We start from the raw sequence: 19240 nt of genomic DNA, 5'->3' as shown, positions 1-19240 counted from the left end.
GTCCTTTTTGGACGGGCGGGACGCCCATCCCACAATAACAATTAAAATTGTAAGTTATTTAATTCGCGATCCTTAATTACGCTTCCTAATTCCCCATTTTATTATCCATCTTTAATCAATTAATCAATCAAACAGAAACATTCCTTTCCCATCCGCCCCAAGGGGGAAAGGTGACACAGTACCTTTTCCCCCTTGGGGACTGAAATTTGTTGGAATTTATAGAATAAACCCAAACTTGTAAAACTCCTTAACATTGGACAGATATTAAGATAATTAAATCCATCCGCGTATCCGTGTTAAAATTTATTTATAGCCGTGTTTTTTTAGGGAATAAAGCTCATGGAAAAAGATTTCACTGTCGGTCAAAAAGTTCGAGTTGTAGCAATGCCACCCTACGTCAAAACTGCCGAACCGATGCCGATGCTGCGGCCTGCGAATGTAATTGCGATCGGCGCTGAAGGTGTTGTGATCGATCGGCGTCCCGGCAATTATTGGGGCATTCGCTTTGAAAAAGGTGCTTTTCTGTTAGACAGTCAGTACATTGAAGCTGCAGAAACTACTCTCGAAGGTAATGGGTAATGGGTAATGGGTAATCGGGAATGGGAAATTGATATCACAACTTAAAATCTCCCTTTTCCTTCTCTCTTTTCCTTCTGCCCTCAACATCCCTCCGTTAAATCCGTTAAATCCGTTCTCTAGCGGTTCTCAAGCGTGGTGAGGTATGCCCTATGCCCACGGAGGCCTATGCCCTATGCCCTATGCACGTCGGAACATGTTACTGAGAAAGGCTATACAAGCCATTGCCGAACTTCCCTCTTCAAGAAGCCAGCTTAGCCTTAAAAGCCAAAGAATTAACCGTAAAATCCCCCAAAACTTCCTCTAAACTAGGAGAGGTGAAGTTACAAGGTTGAGGCTTTCCAAAAAAATAACCTTGAGCGTAATCTACCCCAAGTTCATTGAGTTGATCCATAATTCTTTGATTTTCCACATACTCGGCAATAGTTTTAATTCCCATGAGGTGAGCAATTTTGGTAATAGCTTCCACCATTGCGATATCAATAGGATTTTCGGCAATATTCTTAATAAAATTGCCGTCAATCTTGAGATAATCAACGGGCAAGCTTTTCAGGTAAGCAAAGGAAGACATCCCGCTGCCGAAGTCGTCCAAGGCAAACTGGCAGCCGAGTTCCTTGAGTTGCAAAATCAAGCTGGCTGCCTTGCTGAGATTACCGATCGCCACGGTTTCTGTAATTTCAAAACAAATTATTTCTGGCGGTATTTGATGGATGGAAAACTGCTCCTGAATAAACTCGATAAACTTTTCTTCGTTGATGCTGTCCCCGGAAAGGTTGATTGAATAAAGGGTGGAATATTTGCCAAATGAGGATTGCGGATTAGACAAAACAGAGCCAGCAGGGAAGGTAACTATTTTCTCGCTGTCTACCCCGGGGTTTTGGACTAATAAATTTGCCGTGAAAAATTTAGATAAATTGCTAAATAAAGTGCGAATTACCCAGCAGTCGATCGTGTGCATCAAGTTGTAGCGTTCTGCCGCCGGAATAAACGCCATCGGCGACACCAACTGACCAGTTTCAAGCTGGAGGCGGAGCAGGATTTCGCAGTGGATTCCGGTGGTTGGAGAGTTGAGCAAATGTACGATCGGCTGAGAGTACAAGCAAAAGCGATTCTCTTCTAATGCTTGATTAATTTGCACCACCCACTCGGTTTCGCCGTGCTGTTTGATTAATTCTCGATCGCCGGCTTCATAAACCTGCACCCGGTTGCGGCCTTTATTTTTAGCAGCGTAGCAGGCCATATCGGCCGCGCTCAAAATCGCCGATGTCGATGCTGTTTTGGGATTAATTGCTACCAAACCGATACTGACGCCGATCGAAAAAGTTTTGTCCTGCCACGCAAACCGGAATCCCTGAATGCTTCGCAGCAGCGATTCTGCAACATTCAATCCTCGTTCGACGGGACTATTGTACAGGAGTACGGCAAATTCATCGCCGCCCAGACGCGCCAAAATATCGGTTTTGCGGATTTTGGTTTTAAATAGCTGGCTGACTTGGCGCAGCAGTTCGTCGCCTGCTGCGTGACCGGAAGTGTCGTTAACTATTTTGAAGCGATCGAGATCCAGGGAAAGCATAACGTGTTCTTGCCCGTAACCTTGAGCGCTGTGCAGGGCTTGTTCTAGCTGGTACTCAAATTCGCGGCGGTTGACTAATTGCGTCAGGGGGTCATGAGTTGCCTGCCAGGTGAGTTGCCGCGCTTGAGTTCGCACTTGGGTGACATCTCGGAACACAACGACGGCCCCGACAATTTTGCCGCTGCTGGCGTGGATGGGGGCGACGCAGTGGTCGATGGCAAATTCGCGGTTGTTGCGGGCAATCAGCAAGCTGTTGTGCCCTTGGTCAACAATGCGACCTTCGCACAAAGCGATTTCGGCGATATTTTCGGCCTGCTGCCTGGTAGTTTCGTCAACTATTCTCAGCACGCTGGCGAGGGGCAAACCTTTAGCTTCCGAGGTAGACCAACCCGTGAGTTCTTCGGCAACTGGATTGAGGGTGGAAATGTAGCCGCCGGCGTCTGTCGCGATTACGGCATCGCCGATCGATTGTAGAGTAACCTGAGCGAGTTCTTTTTCTTCAAAAAATGCTTGTTCCATGCGCTTGCGATCGCTAATATCCCGCTGCACCGACACCCAGTGGGTAACGTTCCCGGATGTGTCGGCAATGGGTACGCTGTTGAGTTCCACCCAATAAGTTGAACCGTCCTTGCGGTAGTTAATCAATTCCAGGCGTAGGGGTTCTCGGCGAGAGAAAGCACGGCGAATTTTAGCAACCTGGGCCGGGTCGGTTTCTGGACCGCGCAAGCAACTGGGGGTTTGTCCGATGATTTCTTCGGGTAGGTAGCCCGTCATTTGGGTAAAAGCTTCGTTGGCATAGATGATGCTGGGATCGGAGATATCGCTGTGTCCCGCATCCATAATCACGATCGCGTCGTTAGCGTTAACTACGGCAGATTCTAGCAGTTGCAGCCGCACCTCGGCCTGGACGCGGGTAGCGATTTCGCTTTCTAGTGTGGCGTTAGTCAAGCTGAGTGATGCGATCGCTTTTTGCAATTCGCTACTCCGTTGGGCCACTGAATTGTGCAGAACATCGATCACCGCGGACATTTCCATCGGGTCAAGTACGCGCAGTAAGTTGGTTTGAGTGACTATTCCCAGGAGTTCTCCCTGTTCCCCCGTTACTACCAACCTGCGGACTAAACGCTGCTGCATTTCCTGATGAGCTACCCACAGCGAGTCTTCTTGCTTGAGACTAAATAAGGGGGTACTCATCACAGTTTCGGCGAGGGTTTGCGACAAATCTATATCTAAAGCTTGAAATTCCACAATATCCCGTTCTGTGACTATACCTACTGGAATTGGGAACGACAAATTCATCGATAATTCTGTTGATTCCGTAATTACCACGCAGCTAACGCGGTGCTGCGCCATCAACTCGGCTAAACTGATAACTGACGCGGAGCGAGGCGCTTGAATGACTTGTGCGGTCATTACTTCTTTCACGCTGCGCATTTTTAAGATATTTGCCGGTTGCAGCATGGCTTGGCGAATGCTTTCCGGCGTAATTATTCCTAAGAGTTGACCGTCACTCTCCAATACTGGCAAATGGTTAATTCTTCGTTGGCGCAGCAGAATTATGGCGCTAAAAAGGTCTTGAGTCTCGGATTTTACCAGACTTGCTGCAGGCTGCCTCATGACTTCTGCGATCGTGACACCTTTTAAGTTTTTGCCCGAGGCAATCAAATCGACAAGATCCCTCTCGGTAAAGATTCCTTGCAATTGAGAATTTTGAGCAGAGTGCGAGGAGAATTTTTCGAGGGATTTTTCCACGACAAAGACGCAGATACCTGCCGCGTCTCTGCACGCGCTTGAGGTAGGGGGGTTTGCGATTTCTGTTAGTTGCTGGTAGATATCGGTTGGTGGAATGTCTGCGTTTAAAGAGCAACTTGGGCGCCGTTGGCCCATCAGGGTAATTACTTCTGCTAGTGGGGTATCGGGCGCAACTGTCAAGGGGTAGTGGTCAATTACTTGATCTAAGGTTGGCAGATACTTGGAGGAATCGTTTTTGAGCATATTTAATTTATTTTTGCGATCGCGTTGATTCTGCGACATTCCAAAAAAAGCGCTGCTTTCCAAGCACTAGGTAGATTTTTTCAGTGCTGGTGAGACGTAATTAAAATTTTTGTTAAAAGTGCACCCCGATCTTTGGCTGGGGAGCGGGCCGGTCACGGCTCCCCCTCTACCTCTAAAGTTATAGGCTTCTCTTTATTTTAAGTTAAATTTTCTGTTCTTTGACAGCTTTATTAAAAATAATGTATTTTTGGTGAACTTTTTGCGCTCAAATTACCGGCTAAAATCATCGATCGCATCGCTAATCATAAAAAAATTCGGTAAGTGGGTTCCGAAGGCGGCTTTAGCCCGCTCGTGGGAAACGGCGCGGGCGGTTTCAATCGCCGTGAATCTTTCCCTTACCGCGCCAGGGAATTGTTTGATTCGGTGTAATGAATGTAATGTACTTTCACTCCTGACAATTACTGCTTCACAGCTCACAATCGGCGATCGTATAATGTTTGCTCGCTCTCATACCCTACCTTGGGGAGTAATTTTAGCTTTACCAATGTTTAAAGAGCTTTTTAGACTTGCAACACTGTAGGGCGTGACCTGAGAACTGTTTAATTGCAAATGACTGAGCAGGAAACTAGCTACGCATCAAGCGGGTGTCGTGACTCAAAAAACGTAGACCTCCGTTTACAAAGTGTTAGGCCCATCAAAACGGCTTGCGGGAATTGCTCGCTTGGTCGCGAGCGTGTCTTTAGACCTGGGTTTCTGAGATCCCTCTTCAGAAATACACATTTGTTGGCTGAACTAGCTAACATAGAAAAGGTTACTACAAAAAAGCACTGTATTAAGTTCGGCAGTGTTAAGTTTTGCGAAATAAAGTTTTGCGAGCTTTTCGAGACCATCTGTGGCGCAGTCGTTGGCAATCGAGGTCACAGCCAAGCTGTGAATTCGATCGCAACTGGCGAAAACAACAGTGGTAAGATTGTAGATATAAACAGAAGAACTTAAACACACAGTCGGGTGAAGAAAAGAGATTATGAAACGCCATCTATTAGCCGCTACTTTTTTAATTACCCCCCTACTCTTGGCAGGTCCGGCTCGCGCTGAAAATCCGGCTCACGTCAAACAGTTATTGTCAACCGGGCAATGTTTTCAGTGCGACTTGGCCGGAGCAGATTTAAGGGGCTCTCATTTAATTGGTGCTGATTTGAGAGAAGCAAATTTACGAGGAGCAAACCTATCTAATGCCAACCTCGAAGGCGCTGATTTGACGGGTGCTAACTTGACCGGTGCTAACTTAACGGCAGTTTTCCTGACTAATGCCAGTTTAAATTACGCAGACCTCGATCGGGCAAATCTGACCGCCGCCATCATTAACACCGCTGACGTATCCGGCGCATCAATGGAAGATATGACCATCACTGCGGCCAAAATCTACAATACCCAAATCGGCGTCGGCGGCAGCTACGACCAGTAAACTCCTTAAAAGAATGGAAAACGCCAATTTTCTTAAAAACCCGGTTTCTCCCCAGAAACCGGGTTTTTAGTCTTTTTTGTAGGGTGTCCAAACAACTTTTTGGGTTTAAATTAGCACTGATATCAATTCCGGTTACACCGGAATGATAGTCCGTTGGGAGTGGGGACTCGGGAGTCGGGGAATGTGGAATTATTGACCTTGACTTTATCATTCCCATGCAACCGGAAACGATATGGCGCATGGGGGTCCAGAAACCGGGTTTTTTTACTAAAAAATTTCGCCCGAACCCGCACGCGGGCGTAAAAAACCCGGTTTCGAGGAGTCGGAGTGCGCCCAAGACTATAAATGCTGAATACCTAAAAACCCAAATCAACGGCTATTCGGTGCGCGCAAGCAAACCCAGAAAACGCCACCGCATTTAAACCCTGTCCGGGAAAGGTACTGTCGCCGACACAATACAAACCAGGCATAGAAGTTCGATTAAACGGCATTCCCAACAAACCCATTAGCTTGAGTCGCGGAATCGGCCCGTAAGTTCCGTCTTCGCGCCCCAAAAAGCGGCGGTGAGAGCGCGCCGTCCCAACTTCCATATAATCCAAACCAGCATCTAAACCGGGAAAAATCTTTTCTAATCTTTCAATAATTCTCCCTGCCGCCTCTTCCTTTTTATCCTCGTATTCCTGCTGCGAAAGTCCTTCCCACTCTTCCATCCAACTCGACGTAAAAGCGTGAACGATGTGATATCCTGCGGGAGCTAAATCCGGGTCGAGCACGGTCGGAATTGACACCAAAACAGTTCCCTCGGGCGCTTCCATTTTGTCCCAATCTTCTAACAAAATGTGGTGGCAGGCACTACCCGCAGGGATTACGCTTGCTTCCACTCCCAAATGCAAACTCAAGAAACTGGGGGCTTTTTGATAGCGCTGCTGCCATTTCTTTTCGCTAGCGGGCATCTCTTCTGTCGGCAGCAATTTCTCAAAAGTATCCCACCGCGTGGCGTTAGAAACTATCCGTTTTGCCCGGTAAACTTCGCCGGTTGCTAGCTCGACTCCGACAGCGCGGCCGTTTTCTGTAATAATTTTTTTCGCCTTAGCTTTGTATTGAATTTTCCCGCCGCATTTTTCTAATCCTTCTACTAATTTTTGGGCGATTTGACCGACTCCGCCTTTGGGATAATTGATGCCGCCGTAATGTCTGTCGGAAAATACCATTCCGGCGTTAATCATCGGCGTCAAGTCTGCGGGTACTACAGACCAGTAGTAGCATTCCATGTCGATAAATTTCAGCAAAGTAGGGTCTTTGATGTAGCGCCGCGCAATGTCGCCAGTATTTTGAGGCAGATATTTTACTAATCCCAAACAGGCTAAAGGATTCTGAAAAAAGACTCGAACCAGATATCCGGGTTCTTCTAGGGATAGCAATTCCATCGCGTTGAGGCAGTTAAAGACTTTCCAGCATTCGCCGTAAAATTTGTGGATTCCTTCGCGTTCGTGAGGGAACCTGTCTGTTAATTCTTGCAAGTATTTATCATAAGCTTGGGGAACTTCAAGTTCCAAGCCGCTGGGTAAGTGATAGTGAAGCTGTACGGGGTCGGGAATCGTTTCTAAGGTGACGTTGACTGCTTTCAGGGCGCGGGTGAGGAGGTTGGTGGTGCCGCGCTGTCCGAAGCCAAAAATCATGGAGGCGCCGACATCGAATCGGTAGCCTTCTCGATCGAAATATCCAGCGCTACCCCCCGGAATTGTATAGCTTTCGAGCACTAAAACTTTGGCTTTCTTAGCCGCTAGCTGGGTGGCTGTCACGAGTCCACCAATGCCGGAACCGATGACAATCACATCAAACTCTTGCTGTGTAGGGCGGGAGTTGGGAGAAAATAACTGGGATTGGGTAGGAGCTGACATTAGCTGAAAAATCTTAATATTTCTATGATTTTACAGTCGATCGCCCCCGAAGCAAGAAGTTCGGCAACGGACTATGTAGCGGATGTAACGGATGTCAGGAAGACCGAAGTTCGGCAATGCCCTCTTTGGCCGATGCCCTCTTTGGCCGATGCCCGATGCCCCTGCTTCAAAAAAAATGCGGGAACAGTCTACCATTGCCGACTGCCCCCGTCTGCAGATCCTTTGAGAGGAGAACACTGAAAATTACTATAGCCTTGTTGCTAATTAATGTCAATACTATTAAAAAAATATTTCAATAAGCTGATGAAGGTCGATGGGCAAATGGGTTGTAAGGGACGGTTTGTGGTCGCAAGGCTCCGGCCGGAGGGCAGTCTGGCAAAGGTTTAAACCCCTGCCTAAAGCTGAAGTCCTTTGAAAAGGACTCAAGAAAAAACTCAAGTTGAGGTTTATTTGGTTGCTGTGGAGTCGTCTTTAGAGGAATGGGCTCTGTGAAGCTCGGGTTTGAACCCGCGACGGAATCTTGAAAATGGTGCTATTCGGTCGATTCTGACTCTCTGGCTTGTATGCGCCCTCAAGGATGTGATAAGTTGCACAGAGCGATCGATCGCCCGTTGGCGAAGCCCTCGAAGACGATCGACCGCACCGCATAAAATCCCTCAAACCTAGCAATCTTCCCAATTTTCTAATGTCCCTGCAACTGCGCGTTTACGTTCCCCCGCATCCGTTAATTAAACACTGGCTGGCTGTCGCCCGCGACGCCGCCACCCCGTCGGTACTTTTTCGTTCTGCGATGACAGAATTGGGAAGGTGGCTGGCTTACGAGGCAATTAGAGAGTGGCTGCCGACAGTGGACACAACGGTGCAGACGCCTTTGGCAGAATGTCCGGCGACTTTTATCAACCCGGAAGCTCCGTTAGTTGTGGTACCGATTTTGCGGGCGGGTTTGGCACTGCTCGAAGGAATTCAGACGGTTGTGCCGCTGGCGTCGGTTTACCACCTCGGCATGGCAAGGAATGAGGAGACGCTGGAACCGACTTGTTATTTGAACAAGTTGCCGGCGCAGTTTAACCCGGAAACGCGGGTGATAATTAGCGAGCCGATGCTGGCGACTGGCGGCACGATTCTGGCGACAATGCAGGAATTGACTGCACGGGGGATTGACCCGAGCTTGATTCGGATTATCTCTGCGGTGGCTGCTCCTCCCGCTTTGAAGAGGCTGAGTGCAGAGTACCCGGGTTTGATTATTTACACGGCAACGATCGACGAAATCGTGAACGAACAGGGCTTTATTGTACCTGGTTTGGGAGATGCGGGCGATCGAACTTACGGTACATGAACCAGTCAGTCAGTCAATTTTAGATTTTAGATTTTAGATTTTTGATTGACTCGACAGATAAATCAGGGGGCTTGTATCCATTTTTGGGGTACCGCGAGTTGTTTCAGGAATCAGTTGCTGAAATCTCCGGCAAAAAAGATGACCCTGGTTTGGTAAAAGCAGGCACAGAGAAAGTTAAAATCAAAAGTACAAGTCAAAAATAAATAGCGTTTAGCACTCATTGCCCGTGAAACTTGATTCTGTTCCGCCAAGCTTGTCTGCTTCTGACTCAGTAAACCTCAATTACGATTTGCCACAACAGGTACAACTACAAATAAAAGAGGTTTCTAAGATTTGTGCTGATTTAACCCCGGAGCCGACTGAAATTTCAGTGAGTGCAAATCCCGATATTTGTCAGGAAGAAGAGAAACTGAGGTCGAACCACTGGGCAATTTTTGCCTCGACTTTTGCTACTATTTTTTTTGCTGAAATTGGAGACAAAACTCAGCTCGCAATTTTGCTGATGACGGCTGAATCTCGGAATCCTGGGATTGTGTTTGCCGGTGCGAGTGCGGCTTTGATAGCAACGAGTTTGCTGGGAGTGTTGCTGGGAAGGTGGCTGGCTAGTCGGATTGCTCCGAGAACTTTGGAGAGAGCTGCTGGAGTGATTTTGCTGGCGATTTCGGCGGTTCTGCTGTGGGAAGTGCTGGGTTAATTGTCTGCCTGTCGGTAAGTCCTAGATTTCTACAATAGCTAACTAAGAACTAAAAAAACATGGACTGGCAACTTTTGGGACTAAGTTTTATTACAGTTTTTTTATCAGAATTGGGAGACAAAAGTCAATTAGCTGCGATCGCCCTGGGCAGTAGTTGTAACTCGCCGCGGGCTGTATTTTTCGGTACGGCGTCGGCGCTGCTGCTGGCGAGTTTAATCGGCGTTTTAGTTGGGCAAGGCACGGCAGAGATATTGCCGGAGCGACTGGTAAAGGCGATCGCAGCGATCGGATTTGCGGTGATGGGCTTGCGCCTGCTGTGGCCAAAAGCAGATTTACCGGAAGCATCCGAGTAGGGCGTGCCCTCAGTCTATATTATTCCGCTCTATCTTCACTTTATCTGCGTGAATCAGCGTCAATCCATTCTCATCTGCGGTTCAGAAATTATCTTTTTTTAACCGCAGATACAGGCAGATAAACACAGATTAACGCGGATGAATATCAAATCCGGTGTTTGCGATCGCTAAAATTTAAAAAATTAGCGGGGGGCGTGAATTCACGCCCCCCGCCGCGGCAGGTTGAGTTTTTTCTCAACTCCACCTCTGAGCCTTGTGTCGATTAAACTTGGTTTTGGTAGCACCAGCCCAGCAGCGTACCGGCGAGGGCCAACTTCAGCGCTTCCAAGCCAAAATACCCTTGGTGCAGTTGATCCATCCCGGCGGGTACTTCTGCTGCGTCAGCGAACAGATTTAGGTGCATTCCCAAGCCGCTCATTTGGGGCGTCAGGGCGTAGGTGTCAATCAGGGCGATCGCCAGAAGTACCAATGATAATATGATTGCTGTGCGGCTGCGCTTGCCGAAGTCACCGACTAAATTGCTCAAAACCATCACACCCGTTGCCACCAGACCCGCACAGATTAACTCAACGCGGTTGAATCCCCAGAACATTAAATTTCCGGCCGTTGCAAACTCGGGAGATGTCGTCATGCCAGATACGTAGAGACTGGGCATAATTACTAGATCCAAAATCAGGCTACCGCTGAGCCAGAAAATTAAGGCAACCATGACAATTGCTTGCCAGCGGGGTTTGATTGATTCCACTCTCGATGTTGTAATAGCTGTCATTCTAATTCGACCCTCTAAAATTTTTTTCTGCCTTTTCTAGAGTTTAACTAACTTTTTTCTCAAATTGTGTTAAGTATTTTTAAATTAATGGTAACTTTTTTGTAACAGACCCTAAATAATTGTTAAGCTCACTTATGTTTGTCATCACGTCCGTTAACTCATAATAGTAATCCTCAAAAAGTAGGGAATAAATTAATAATTACTCACAGTCCTGGACGCACTGCGACTAAAGACATCGGTTTTTGACCGCGATTAAAGACCCTAACGTATTTTTTTCATAAAAAACCCGGGTGTCTGCGATCGCGAACTAACTCCTCATTTAACTTTAATGCCTAAACTCCAATTATCCTCTTGGTTGCCCCGTCTTCCCCCTCAAGTCTGGATTCTTGCCGCCGGCAGATTCCTCTCCCAAAGCGGCACCGGTTTTACTTTATTTTACGCGCCGATATTTTTTGTCGATCGCGTGGGCTTATCTGCTACTGCTGTTGGGATTGGTTTGGGTAGCGGTTCAGTTTCGGGAATATTCGGCAGAATTTTGGGCGGTTCTTTTTGCGATTCCAAATTTTGGGGAAGGCGGCGAACTTTATTGCTGGCGGCAATTATTTCGGCTGCGGCTTCTTTTATACTGGCGGCGACTAATGATTTCCCCGGCTTAATTGCGGGCAATTTACTGATGGGTTTGGGTGTGGGTTTGTATTGGCCTCCAACCGAGACGATGGTGGCGGATTTAACCGAGGGCGAACAGCGACAGGAAGCTTTTGCTTTGACGCGGCTGGCTGATAATTTAGGTTTGCAAGTTGGGATTATTTTGGGGGGTTTCTTGATTGCGGTCACGGGTAATTATCGATCGCTCTTTATTATTGATGGTATCTCGTTTTTAGTGCTGTTTGCGGTAGTTGCGATCGCGATCGCCGAAACCTACAAACCAGCTAATTCAGCGGATAGAGGCAGCAAAAATCTGGAAAATGGCTGGATGGTGGCGCTGAGCGATCGAAGTCTTCTAGTTTATGCTGTAGTAAATACTCTGTTCACATTATATATTTCCCAAATCCAAACCACCATGCCGCTGTACTTTAGCAAGTTTGTCGCGGTGGGAACGCGAACAGGCTTTTCAACGGGTACAATTACGGTTTTGTTTGCTTTTAGCACGTTTTTAACTGTGGCTTTGCAACTGCCGGTTGTTAAAGCTTTGAGGCGGTTTTCCCATCCGAAAGCTTTGATGATTTCTGCGCTGCTGTGGGGAATGGGATTTATCGCGATCGGCTTGACGGGCCAGGCTGCAACTGGCAATCTATTTTTAGCTGTTTTAGGCTTGAGCTTTTTGTCGGTTGCGACTGTTGCTTATACGCCTTTTGCTTCTGCTTTGGTGGTGGATTTAGCCCCAGAGTCTTTGCGGGGCGTGTATTTAGCAGTTAATTCTCAGTGTTGGGCGATCGGCTATTTAATCGGGCCGCCGCTGGGCGGTTTGGCTTTGGATAGAGGTAAATGGGTGGCGGATAATTTTTGGTTGGGTTTGGCTTTGAGTGTCGGCGCTGCTATTGTTATTTTGCAAAAGCTCGATCGAATGTTAAAAAAATAGTTGCCTAAATACCTGTTTTGTGATAGTGGATCGTACCTTTTTTTTACAGAGGCTCGATCGAATGTTAAAAAAATAGTTGCCTAAATATTTGTGTTGTGATAGGTTTTTCTACTATATCTTATGAAAAATATAATAATTTTTAATTAAAAACTTTGTGTTTGTCGATGCCAAAGAGATTTATAATTCTCGAAACGTAAGAGCAATTTTACAATTTATTTGGTGAGGAGTTGTAATGAAAGCGCATTTACTATTTAGTGCCAGCGGAATAGGTTTAGTTTATCTACTTGTCGGTTCTCTACCATTGGCAGCGATGCCTGTTGTCCCTGAGAAACAGACATTAGGTACTGAAAAATTGAAAGAATTAGAGAGTGAAATCAGCCTCAATACAAGTAGTGTTGACAATCAGGTCAAAATTCCGGGAATAGATGAATTAAAACCCGCCGATGCGGTGGAAGTTGAAAACACGGGCGATCGCCCCGTCTCAACAGCCAAGGAACTCGCCCCTCTCCCGCAAGAGAACCCTCAACTCAATCCGCGACAAACAGAAACATTTACCGCAGAAAATACGCCGGAAAACTCATTAAAAATAGCTGAAAAACCAGCCAACTCAGAGCCAGCCTCAGTTACAAAAGAAATATCTGTTACCCCTTCCCAAAACCAGCAGACACCAGCAGAATTTACGGCAGAAACATCAGTCATTCCTGCCCAAAACCCAGCCGCACCAGCTATTGCCCAAACAGGCACATCTGCACCAGTACCAACAGAAACTTCTACTGCCCAAAAGTTGGCCCAAATCGAAAATAGCAGTTCCTTAGAACCCGCAGCAACCAACAGCGAAACCGAGGAGTCGATCGAACTACAACAAGTAACATCTGTATCTCAACTCTCCGACGTGCGCCCGACGGACTGGGCATTTCAAGCCCTGCAATCTCTAGTAGAAAGATACGGCTGTATAGCAGGATATCCAGACGGCACATTCCGAGGCAATCGGGCAATGACTCGCTACGAATTTGCAGCCGGTTTAAATGCTTGCTTGGATAAGGTTAGTGAGGTAATTAGAGCAGGTACAGCCAACTTAGCGACGAAAGAAGACTTAGCCGCACTGCAAAGATTGCAAGACGAATTTGCAGCCGAACTAGCCACTTTGCGGGGTCGATTAGATACTTTAGAAGCCCGTGCCGCCTCAATAGAAGCCAATCAATTTTCGACAACAACTAAACTCAGTGGCGAAGCAATTTTTAGCGTTGCCGATACTACCAAAAACAATAACAGCGATACTCAGACAGTCTTAAACTACCGAGTGCGCTTGAATCTGCTGACCAGTTTTACAGGCAAAGATACCCTAATAACTGGCTTGCAAGCTTACAACATTCGCAGCTTCGGCCCTAATTTAGGTTTGTCAACAGGGGCATTTAGTGCTTTGTCCGACAGTCAGGCAAAGCTGAGTTTTGAACCGCAATTCCCAGGAATTAATCCTGAGACTCTATCTAGCGTTGACGCCAATACTGTTGAACTTTACAAGCTGCTTTACGTCTTTCCAGTTTCTAATAGTATCACTTTATTTGCCGGTCCGAAAGCAGAAACTTCTGACGCTTTTCAAGCTATTACTCCCTTTGCTGGAGAAGGGCAAGAAGCCGTCTCTAGGTTTGCAGGTTATAACCCTGTAGTCCGCGTATCCGGTGGCACTTCAGGCAGGGGTTTGGCATCAGCAGGCGGGTTTATTTGGAACATTTCCCGCAAGCTCAATCTCACAGCTTTGTACGGCAGTGTAAATGCCGCCTTGCCCGCTGATTTAGGCTTTCCAGCCACGCCTTTAGGAGCAGGTGCATTTGAGGGAAGTACGGTGGCTGCGGCGCAGTTAACTATTAAACCTACCACCAGTATCGACATAGGTTTAAATTACGCTTACAGTCGCCACAAATTGAATATTCTTGCTACAGGATTAGGTGATGCCGATTTGGGTTCTATTTTGGGATCGGATAGAGAACCTGTTAACGGTGGCGTGAGGCTCAATTCCTTTGGCGGTACCGCAACTTGGCGGTTTTCTCCGAAAATTGCTATTTCTACCTATGGAGGTTGGATAGTTGCTGACGCTGAAAGAAGCAATGCTTCTACAACTTTCACCAGTTGGATGGTAGGTTTCCATTTCCGAGATTTGTTCGCACAGGGCAATAATGCAGGTATTCTGTTTGGACAGCCACTCGAACGCGATTCAGTAAGTGGCGGTGCTCGCTTTCAGCAAAACAGAGCAACTCCTTACCATTTAGAAGCTTATTACCGCTTCAGAGTCAACGATAATATCAGCATTACACCCGGAGCTTTTGTGCTGTTCAATCCTGAAGGAACTAAGGATAATGACACAGTAGGGGTGGGAGTCCTGCGCACAACTTTTACCTTCTAAAGAAAGTCGCGATACTATCTGCAATTGGCAGGAATTGATACTGTTTCCGCTTAAGCAGTGCTAACCTAGATAGGACTTACGCACGAGTACGCATGGGGGCCTAGAAACCGGGTTTTTTTACGAAAAGACGCGTTTGAGCATCGCAGACTTGGTAAAAAACCCGGTTTCTGAGCGTGGGAGTGCGTCCAGGACTCACTTGGTTAAACCCCTCAATTAGACAGGGCTTACGCCTGGGGGGCTCAAAAACTGGGTTGATGGGCGAAAATACTTGGTTCCAGCCAGCAGATTCGGTAAAAAACCTGCTGGTTGAGCGAAATCGAAACCCGGTTTCGAGGAGTCGGAGTGCGTCCAGAAGGGCAATTATCAATTACCAATTATCGATGCCCAATGCCCAATGCCCAATGCCCAATTCCCAATTCCCAATTATTTTCGTCGATCGTCCAATTTGCGGTAAACTGCTCTCAAATCAACTTGATGGTGAGCCAAAGCAACCAAAGCGTGATAAAATAAATCCGCAACTTCCCCAGCAATCCCGTCTTTGTCGTCATCTTTGCAAGCCATTACAACTTCCGCCGACTCTTCGCCAATTTTCTTGAGAATCTTGTTGTCGCCGCCCTCGAACAATTTGCAAGTATAAGAAGTTTCGTTAGGATTGTCGCGCCGATCGCAAATTACCGCAAATAATTGAGATAACATATCCCCCGGCGGCGGTTGAATTTCCCCATCAACTTGGTGAAAACAACTTCTTTCTCCCGTGTGACAAGCAATATCTCCGACTTGTTCGACAGTCACCAGCAAAGCATCACTATCGCAGTCGTAACGCAGGCCTTTGACATTTTGAACGTGTCCCGAAGTCGCGCCTTTGGGCCACAATTCGGAACGAGAACGACTCCAGAACCAAGTTTGCCCGGTAGAGAGCGTTTTTTGCAGCGACTCCCGACTCATCCATGCCATCATCAACACTGTACCGTCCAAATAATCTTGGACGATCGCCGGCACTAAACCGCGATCGTCGTAACGGATCTTTTCAATTGGGATCGATCGGCTCAAACTCGATAAATCAGTAGTAGACATAATTTTATTTCAACTTTGTAATATTGATTGAGGCTTTCCTGTGGGAGATTTTTTTTTATTAACCGCAGAGAACGCAGAGGACGCAGAGGAAGAGAAGAGAGGAGATTGAGGAAGTGATGGACAAATTGTCAAGAACTCTTTTACAAAAAATTACACTTTAGGGCGATTCCCTACGGGATAGCTTCGCTTCACGGAGCTAGTGCGACAAAGCCCGAAAAACCCAAGCTGCTATTGCTACTCATTGGTTTGTACCCTAAAATCTATTAACATAGTTTCCTTGAATCGACCTAACCCTTATCCTGAAGTCGCTATAAAAGTATCCTACCAACAACAGACGTTAACTAAGGAGAAAACATTGGTTTCCACAACCTTGAAAACCACCAAATCAGAAGAAATTTTTGCCGCTGCCCAGAAGTTGATGCCTGGTGGCGTCAGTTCCCCGGTCCGCGCCTTCAAATCCGTAGGCGGACAGCCCATCGTCTTTGACAGGGTAAAAGGAGCCTATGTTTGGGATGTTGACGAAAACCAATACATCGACTACGTAGGCACTTGGGGTCCGGCTATCTGCGGCCACGCCCACCCAGAAGTCATCAAAGCCCTGCACGAATCTTTAGAAAAAGGTACGAGTTTCGGGGCACCGTCGCTGTTGGAAAACGTGCTGGCAGAAATGGTCATCGATGCCGTTCCCAGCATTGAAATGGTGCGATTTGTCAATTCCGGCACCGAAGCCTGTATGGCCGTTTTGCGGCTAATGCGAGCTTTCACCGGACGCGATAAACTGATTAAATTTGAAGGCTGCTATCACGGGCACGCCGATATGTTCTTGGTAAAAGCAGGTTCCGGCGTGGCAACTCTGGGCCTTCCCGACTCCCCGGGCGTGCCGAAATCCGTTACCGCCAACACCCTCAACGCTCCCTACAATGACTTAGAAGCAGTAAAAGCTTTATTTGCCGAAAATCCGGGCGAGATAGCAGGGGTAATTCTCGAACCAGTGGTGGGGAATGCCGGATTTATTGTACCCGATGCAGGTTTTCTCGAAGGTTTGCGGGAAATTACCAAAGATAACGGTGCTTTGTTGGTGTTTGATGAAGTAATGACCGGTTTCCGCATCGCCTACGGTGGAGCTCAGCAAAAATTCGGCGTTACCCCGGATTTGACAACTTTGGGTAAAGTTATTGGCGGCGGTTTGCCGGTGGGAGCTTACGGCGGACGGCGCGATATTATGGGGATGGTGGCTCCTGCTGGGCCGATGTATCAAGCGGGTACGCTTTCGGGAAATCCTTTGGCGATGACTGCTGGGATTAAGACTTTGGAATTGTTGCAAAAACCCGGGACTTACGAACAGTTGGATAAGATTACCAAAAAACTGTCCGAGGGATTGCTAAAAATTGCTAAGGAAGCCGGACACGCGGCTTGTGGCGGGCAAATTAGCGGGATGTTTGGCTTGTTTTTTGCGGCGGGCCCAGTTCACAATTACGATCATGCGAAGAAGTCGGATTTGACGAAGTTCAGCCGCTTTCATCGGGGAATGTTGGAGCACGGAATTTATCTTGCTCCTTCGCAGTTTGAGGCGGGATTTACTTCTTTGGCTCATACTGAGGAAGATGTCGAGAGAACTTTGGCTGCAGCGCGCGAAGTGATGGCAAGTATTTAACGTGTGTAGTAAGGACTTTAGTCCTTAAAACTCAGGAATAAATGATTATAGTCCTTGCTGTTTTGTGGCAGTAAGGACTTTAATTTTTATCCTACCCAATCAGCGTTAAAAATCTCTCGGGGCTTGCGCAGGGCGCTAGAAACCCGGTTTCTACGAGATTTTGCGACGACTCACGATAAATATACGAAGAAACCGGGTTTCTGAGATATTGTTTTTTTCCGATGACCTACTTAGGATCGTGAATTAAATAATTTGCATAAGCCTGTGGGATGGGCGTCTCGCCCGTCCCTTATAGACGGGCGTCTCGCCCGTCCCTTATAGACGGGCGTCTCGCCCGTCCCTTATAGACGGGCGTCTCGCCCGTCCCACAAGAAAAATCAAAATTGCAGGTTATTTAATTCTCATTCCTTAATGACGAATGAGTAATGACTGCTGACTCATTAGACTTGAATTGCATACATTCACAAAGTATCTTTAAATGCCTCTCCGTTGCATCTGGAGTTTCCCTGTCGCTCAAAGATTTATACAATAAGACTAATGACTAATGACTACTGACTGCTGACTAAATCAATCATTAATAAATTCACCTTCACAGATAATCGAGTCTCTGTTCTCCAAATCTTCTTGATTCCAGTTCGAGTTTAATGCTGGCGAACTTAAGCAAGTTGACATGGTATATAATGTTGTGTTGTAGTATTCTACAGCATTATTAAGTCTCACCTGCGGCGCTTCTTTAAAGTACGAATTAATATCCGGCGTGCAGCGCTGGGCTTGGTAGTATAAATAAGCTTCAGCATTAATGCACATTCCGAGGTAAAAATCCTTATTTGCCGCCGTAACATCTCCGAGTTTATACAGCGCTAAACCCCGGTTGAGATAAGCTTTAACATGGTTCGGATCGAGTTCCACTGCTTTGTCAAAGTCTTCAATTGCAAGCTGCATTTGTTTTAATTTATAGCGAACGCAACCTCTGTTATAATACGCATAAACATTTTGTGGATCGATGCCGAGTGCTGTGTTGTAATCGGCGATCGCCTGCGTATTGTCTCCTAATTGGTGATAAGAGAGACCGCGATTTATGTAAGCTTTGATATATCTAGGATTCAACCGCAGCGTTTCGTTAAAGTTTTCCGTTGCTGCCTCTTTTTCTCCCAAAAGGTAGTAAGCGCGCCCCCGGTTGTAATAGGTTTTATAATTGTGGGAATTGAGAGAGAGAGCTCGATTGTAGTCTTCTATTGCTTCTTCGTAATATCCTAAATTAGCAAGTACGAGTCCTCGGTTGTTGTAGATAGCGTGGCTGTCAGGCTTACTTGCTAAAGCGCAGTTGAGATCGTCAATGGCTTTTTCGTGTTCTCCGAGATGGCGCCAAGCATTGCCTCGATTCAGGTAGGCCTCGAAAAAATTAGGATTGATATCTAGCGCTTGGCTGAGGTCTGCCATGGCTTTCTGGTAGTCTTTCATGTAATAGTAAACCAAGCCGCGATTGTTATAGGCTTTGGCATCGGCGGGATTGACTTGCAGTATGCGATCGAAATCGTCGATCGCCGCTTCATAGTTTCCTTCCTTAGCGCTGTCCAAACCGCGCTTGTAAACTTGTTTGAGGTTCATAGGTCAACTTTCAGAACTGCTTGATTCTGGGGCTTGATTCCTTTGCTCGAGGGCCGTTAATCTGTTGAAAGATCGCCCCCCTGCCCTCATGGTAACTCTTGACTGCTTCCGGGCAATCTACCCTAAACAGGATTTTTGCTTTATTTTAACCGTATTTAAATCCTGTTGAAAGAGTCTGCACCTTGCCTGGATTTAAGTAGTCAGTTCGATTGTTTACCCGATCGACTCGATCTCAAAAGTCTAGTTTTAGTTGGTGTTCTGT

General features: G+C 46.9%; 13 protein-coding genes. 8 read left to right on the top strand and 5 right to left on the bottom strand.

All coding sequences use genetic code 11. The features are described 5' to 3' along the window. The first annotated feature begins 339 nt into the window (after nucleotides 1-339). A complete protein-coding gene (gene sipA / locus QUB61_RS23055) occupies nucleotides 340-579 on the top strand; it encodes a regulatory protein SipA (protein ID WP_333132334.1) in 240 nt (79 codons plus the stop codon). Nucleotides 580-817: 238 nt separating this feature from the next. Here sipA and QUB61_RS23050 read toward each other — a convergent pair whose 3' ends face one another. Next, entirely contained in the window at nucleotides 818-4183 is a 3366-nt protein-coding gene (locus QUB61_RS23050) for an EAL domain-containing protein (protein ID WP_333132335.1), read from the bottom strand. Nucleotides 4184-5168: 985 nt separating this feature from the next. Here QUB61_RS23050 and QUB61_RS23045 point away from each other — a divergent pair. Next, on the top strand, nucleotides 5169-5609 hold the full coding sequence (locus tag QUB61_RS23045) for a pentapeptide repeat-containing protein (RefSeq protein ID WP_333132336.1): 441 nt from the start codon (nucleotides 5169-5171) through the stop codon (nucleotides 5607-5609). 356 nt (nucleotides 5610-5965) lie between these two features. Here QUB61_RS23045 and crtH read toward each other — a convergent pair whose 3' ends face one another. After that, nucleotides 5966-7510, bottom strand: a complete 1545-nt coding sequence (gene crtH / locus QUB61_RS23040) for a carotenoid isomerase (protein WP_333132337.1) — start codon at nucleotides 7508-7510, stop codon at nucleotides 5966-5968. A 685-nt stretch (nucleotides 7511-8195) separates the two neighbouring features. Here crtH and upp point away from each other — a divergent pair. The 3 genes from upp to QUB61_RS23025 all read left to right on the top strand — a co-directional run bounded on the left by upp (nucleotide 8196) and on the right by QUB61_RS23025 (nucleotide 9893). Further along, entirely contained in the window at nucleotides 8196-8846 is a 651-nt protein-coding gene (gene upp, locus QUB61_RS23035) for a uracil phosphoribosyltransferase (protein ID WP_333132338.1), read from the top strand. 226 nt (nucleotides 8847-9072) lie between these two features. Continuing rightward, nucleotides 9073-9540, top strand: coding sequence for a TMEM165/GDT1 family protein (locus QUB61_RS23030; RefSeq protein ID WP_333132339.1), 468 nt, complete (start codon nucleotides 9073-9075; stop codon nucleotides 9538-9540). A 59-nt stretch (nucleotides 9541-9599) separates the two neighbouring features. After that, nucleotides 9600-9893, top strand: a complete 294-nt coding sequence (locus QUB61_RS23025; RefSeq protein WP_333132340.1) for a TMEM165/GDT1 family protein — start codon at nucleotides 9600-9602, stop codon at nucleotides 9891-9893. Nucleotides 9894-10155: 262 nt separating this feature from the next. Here the strand turns inward: QUB61_RS23025 and QUB61_RS23020 are convergent, their stop codons facing one another. Continuing rightward, nucleotides 10156-10662 carry a hypothetical protein gene (locus QUB61_RS23020; RefSeq protein ID WP_333132341.1) on the bottom strand — a complete coding sequence of 169 codons (507 nt, stop codon included), beginning with the start codon at nucleotides 10660-10662 and terminating at the stop codon, nucleotides 10156-10158. Nucleotides 10663-10990: 328 nt separating this feature from the next. Between QUB61_RS23020 and QUB61_RS23015 the strand changes: the two genes are divergently transcribed. Further along, the gene (locus QUB61_RS23015; RefSeq protein ID WP_333132342.1) at nucleotides 10991-12241 is read left to right on the top strand and encodes an MFS transporter; all 1251 of its coding nucleotides are present in this window, start codon (nucleotides 10991-10993) and stop codon (nucleotides 12239-12241) included. 232 nt (nucleotides 12242-12473) lie between these two features. Then, nucleotides 12474-14642 carry an iron uptake porin gene (locus QUB61_RS23010; RefSeq protein WP_333132343.1) on the top strand — a complete coding sequence of 723 codons (2169 nt, stop codon included), beginning with the start codon at nucleotides 12474-12476 and terminating at the stop codon, nucleotides 14640-14642. Between the two features lie 423 nt (nucleotides 14643-15065). Here QUB61_RS23010 and hisIE read toward each other — a convergent pair whose 3' ends face one another. Beyond that, complete coding sequence (hisIE, locus tag QUB61_RS23005) at nucleotides 15066-15716, bottom strand: bifunctional phosphoribosyl-AMP cyclohydrolase/phosphoribosyl-ATP diphosphatase HisIE (RefSeq protein ID WP_333132344.1); 651 nt, start codon at nucleotides 15714-15716, stop codon at nucleotides 15066-15068. Between the two features lie 355 nt (nucleotides 15717-16071). On the opposite strand from hisIE, the gene hemL reads away from it, so the two are divergent. Further along, complete coding sequence (hemL, locus tag QUB61_RS23000) at nucleotides 16072-17370, top strand: glutamate-1-semialdehyde 2,1-aminomutase (protein WP_332956410.1); 1299 nt, start codon at nucleotides 16072-16074, stop codon at nucleotides 17368-17370. A 567-nt stretch (nucleotides 17371-17937) separates the two neighbouring features. On the opposite strand, the gene QUB61_RS22995 is transcribed toward hemL, so the two are convergent. Beyond that, nucleotides 17938-18978, bottom strand: coding sequence for a tetratricopeptide repeat protein (locus QUB61_RS22995; protein WP_333132345.1), 1041 nt, complete (start codon nucleotides 18976-18978; stop codon nucleotides 17938-17940). Nucleotides 18979-19240 lie beyond the last annotated feature (262 nt).

The sequence above is a fragment of the Microcoleus sp. C2D2 genome, assembly GCF_036702495.1.
GTDB lineage: Bacteria > Cyanobacteriota > Cyanobacteriia > Cyanobacteriales > Microcoleaceae > Microcoleus.
Note: the sequence above shows the minus strand (reverse complement) of the source record. Positions and strands in the feature narration are given on the sequence as shown.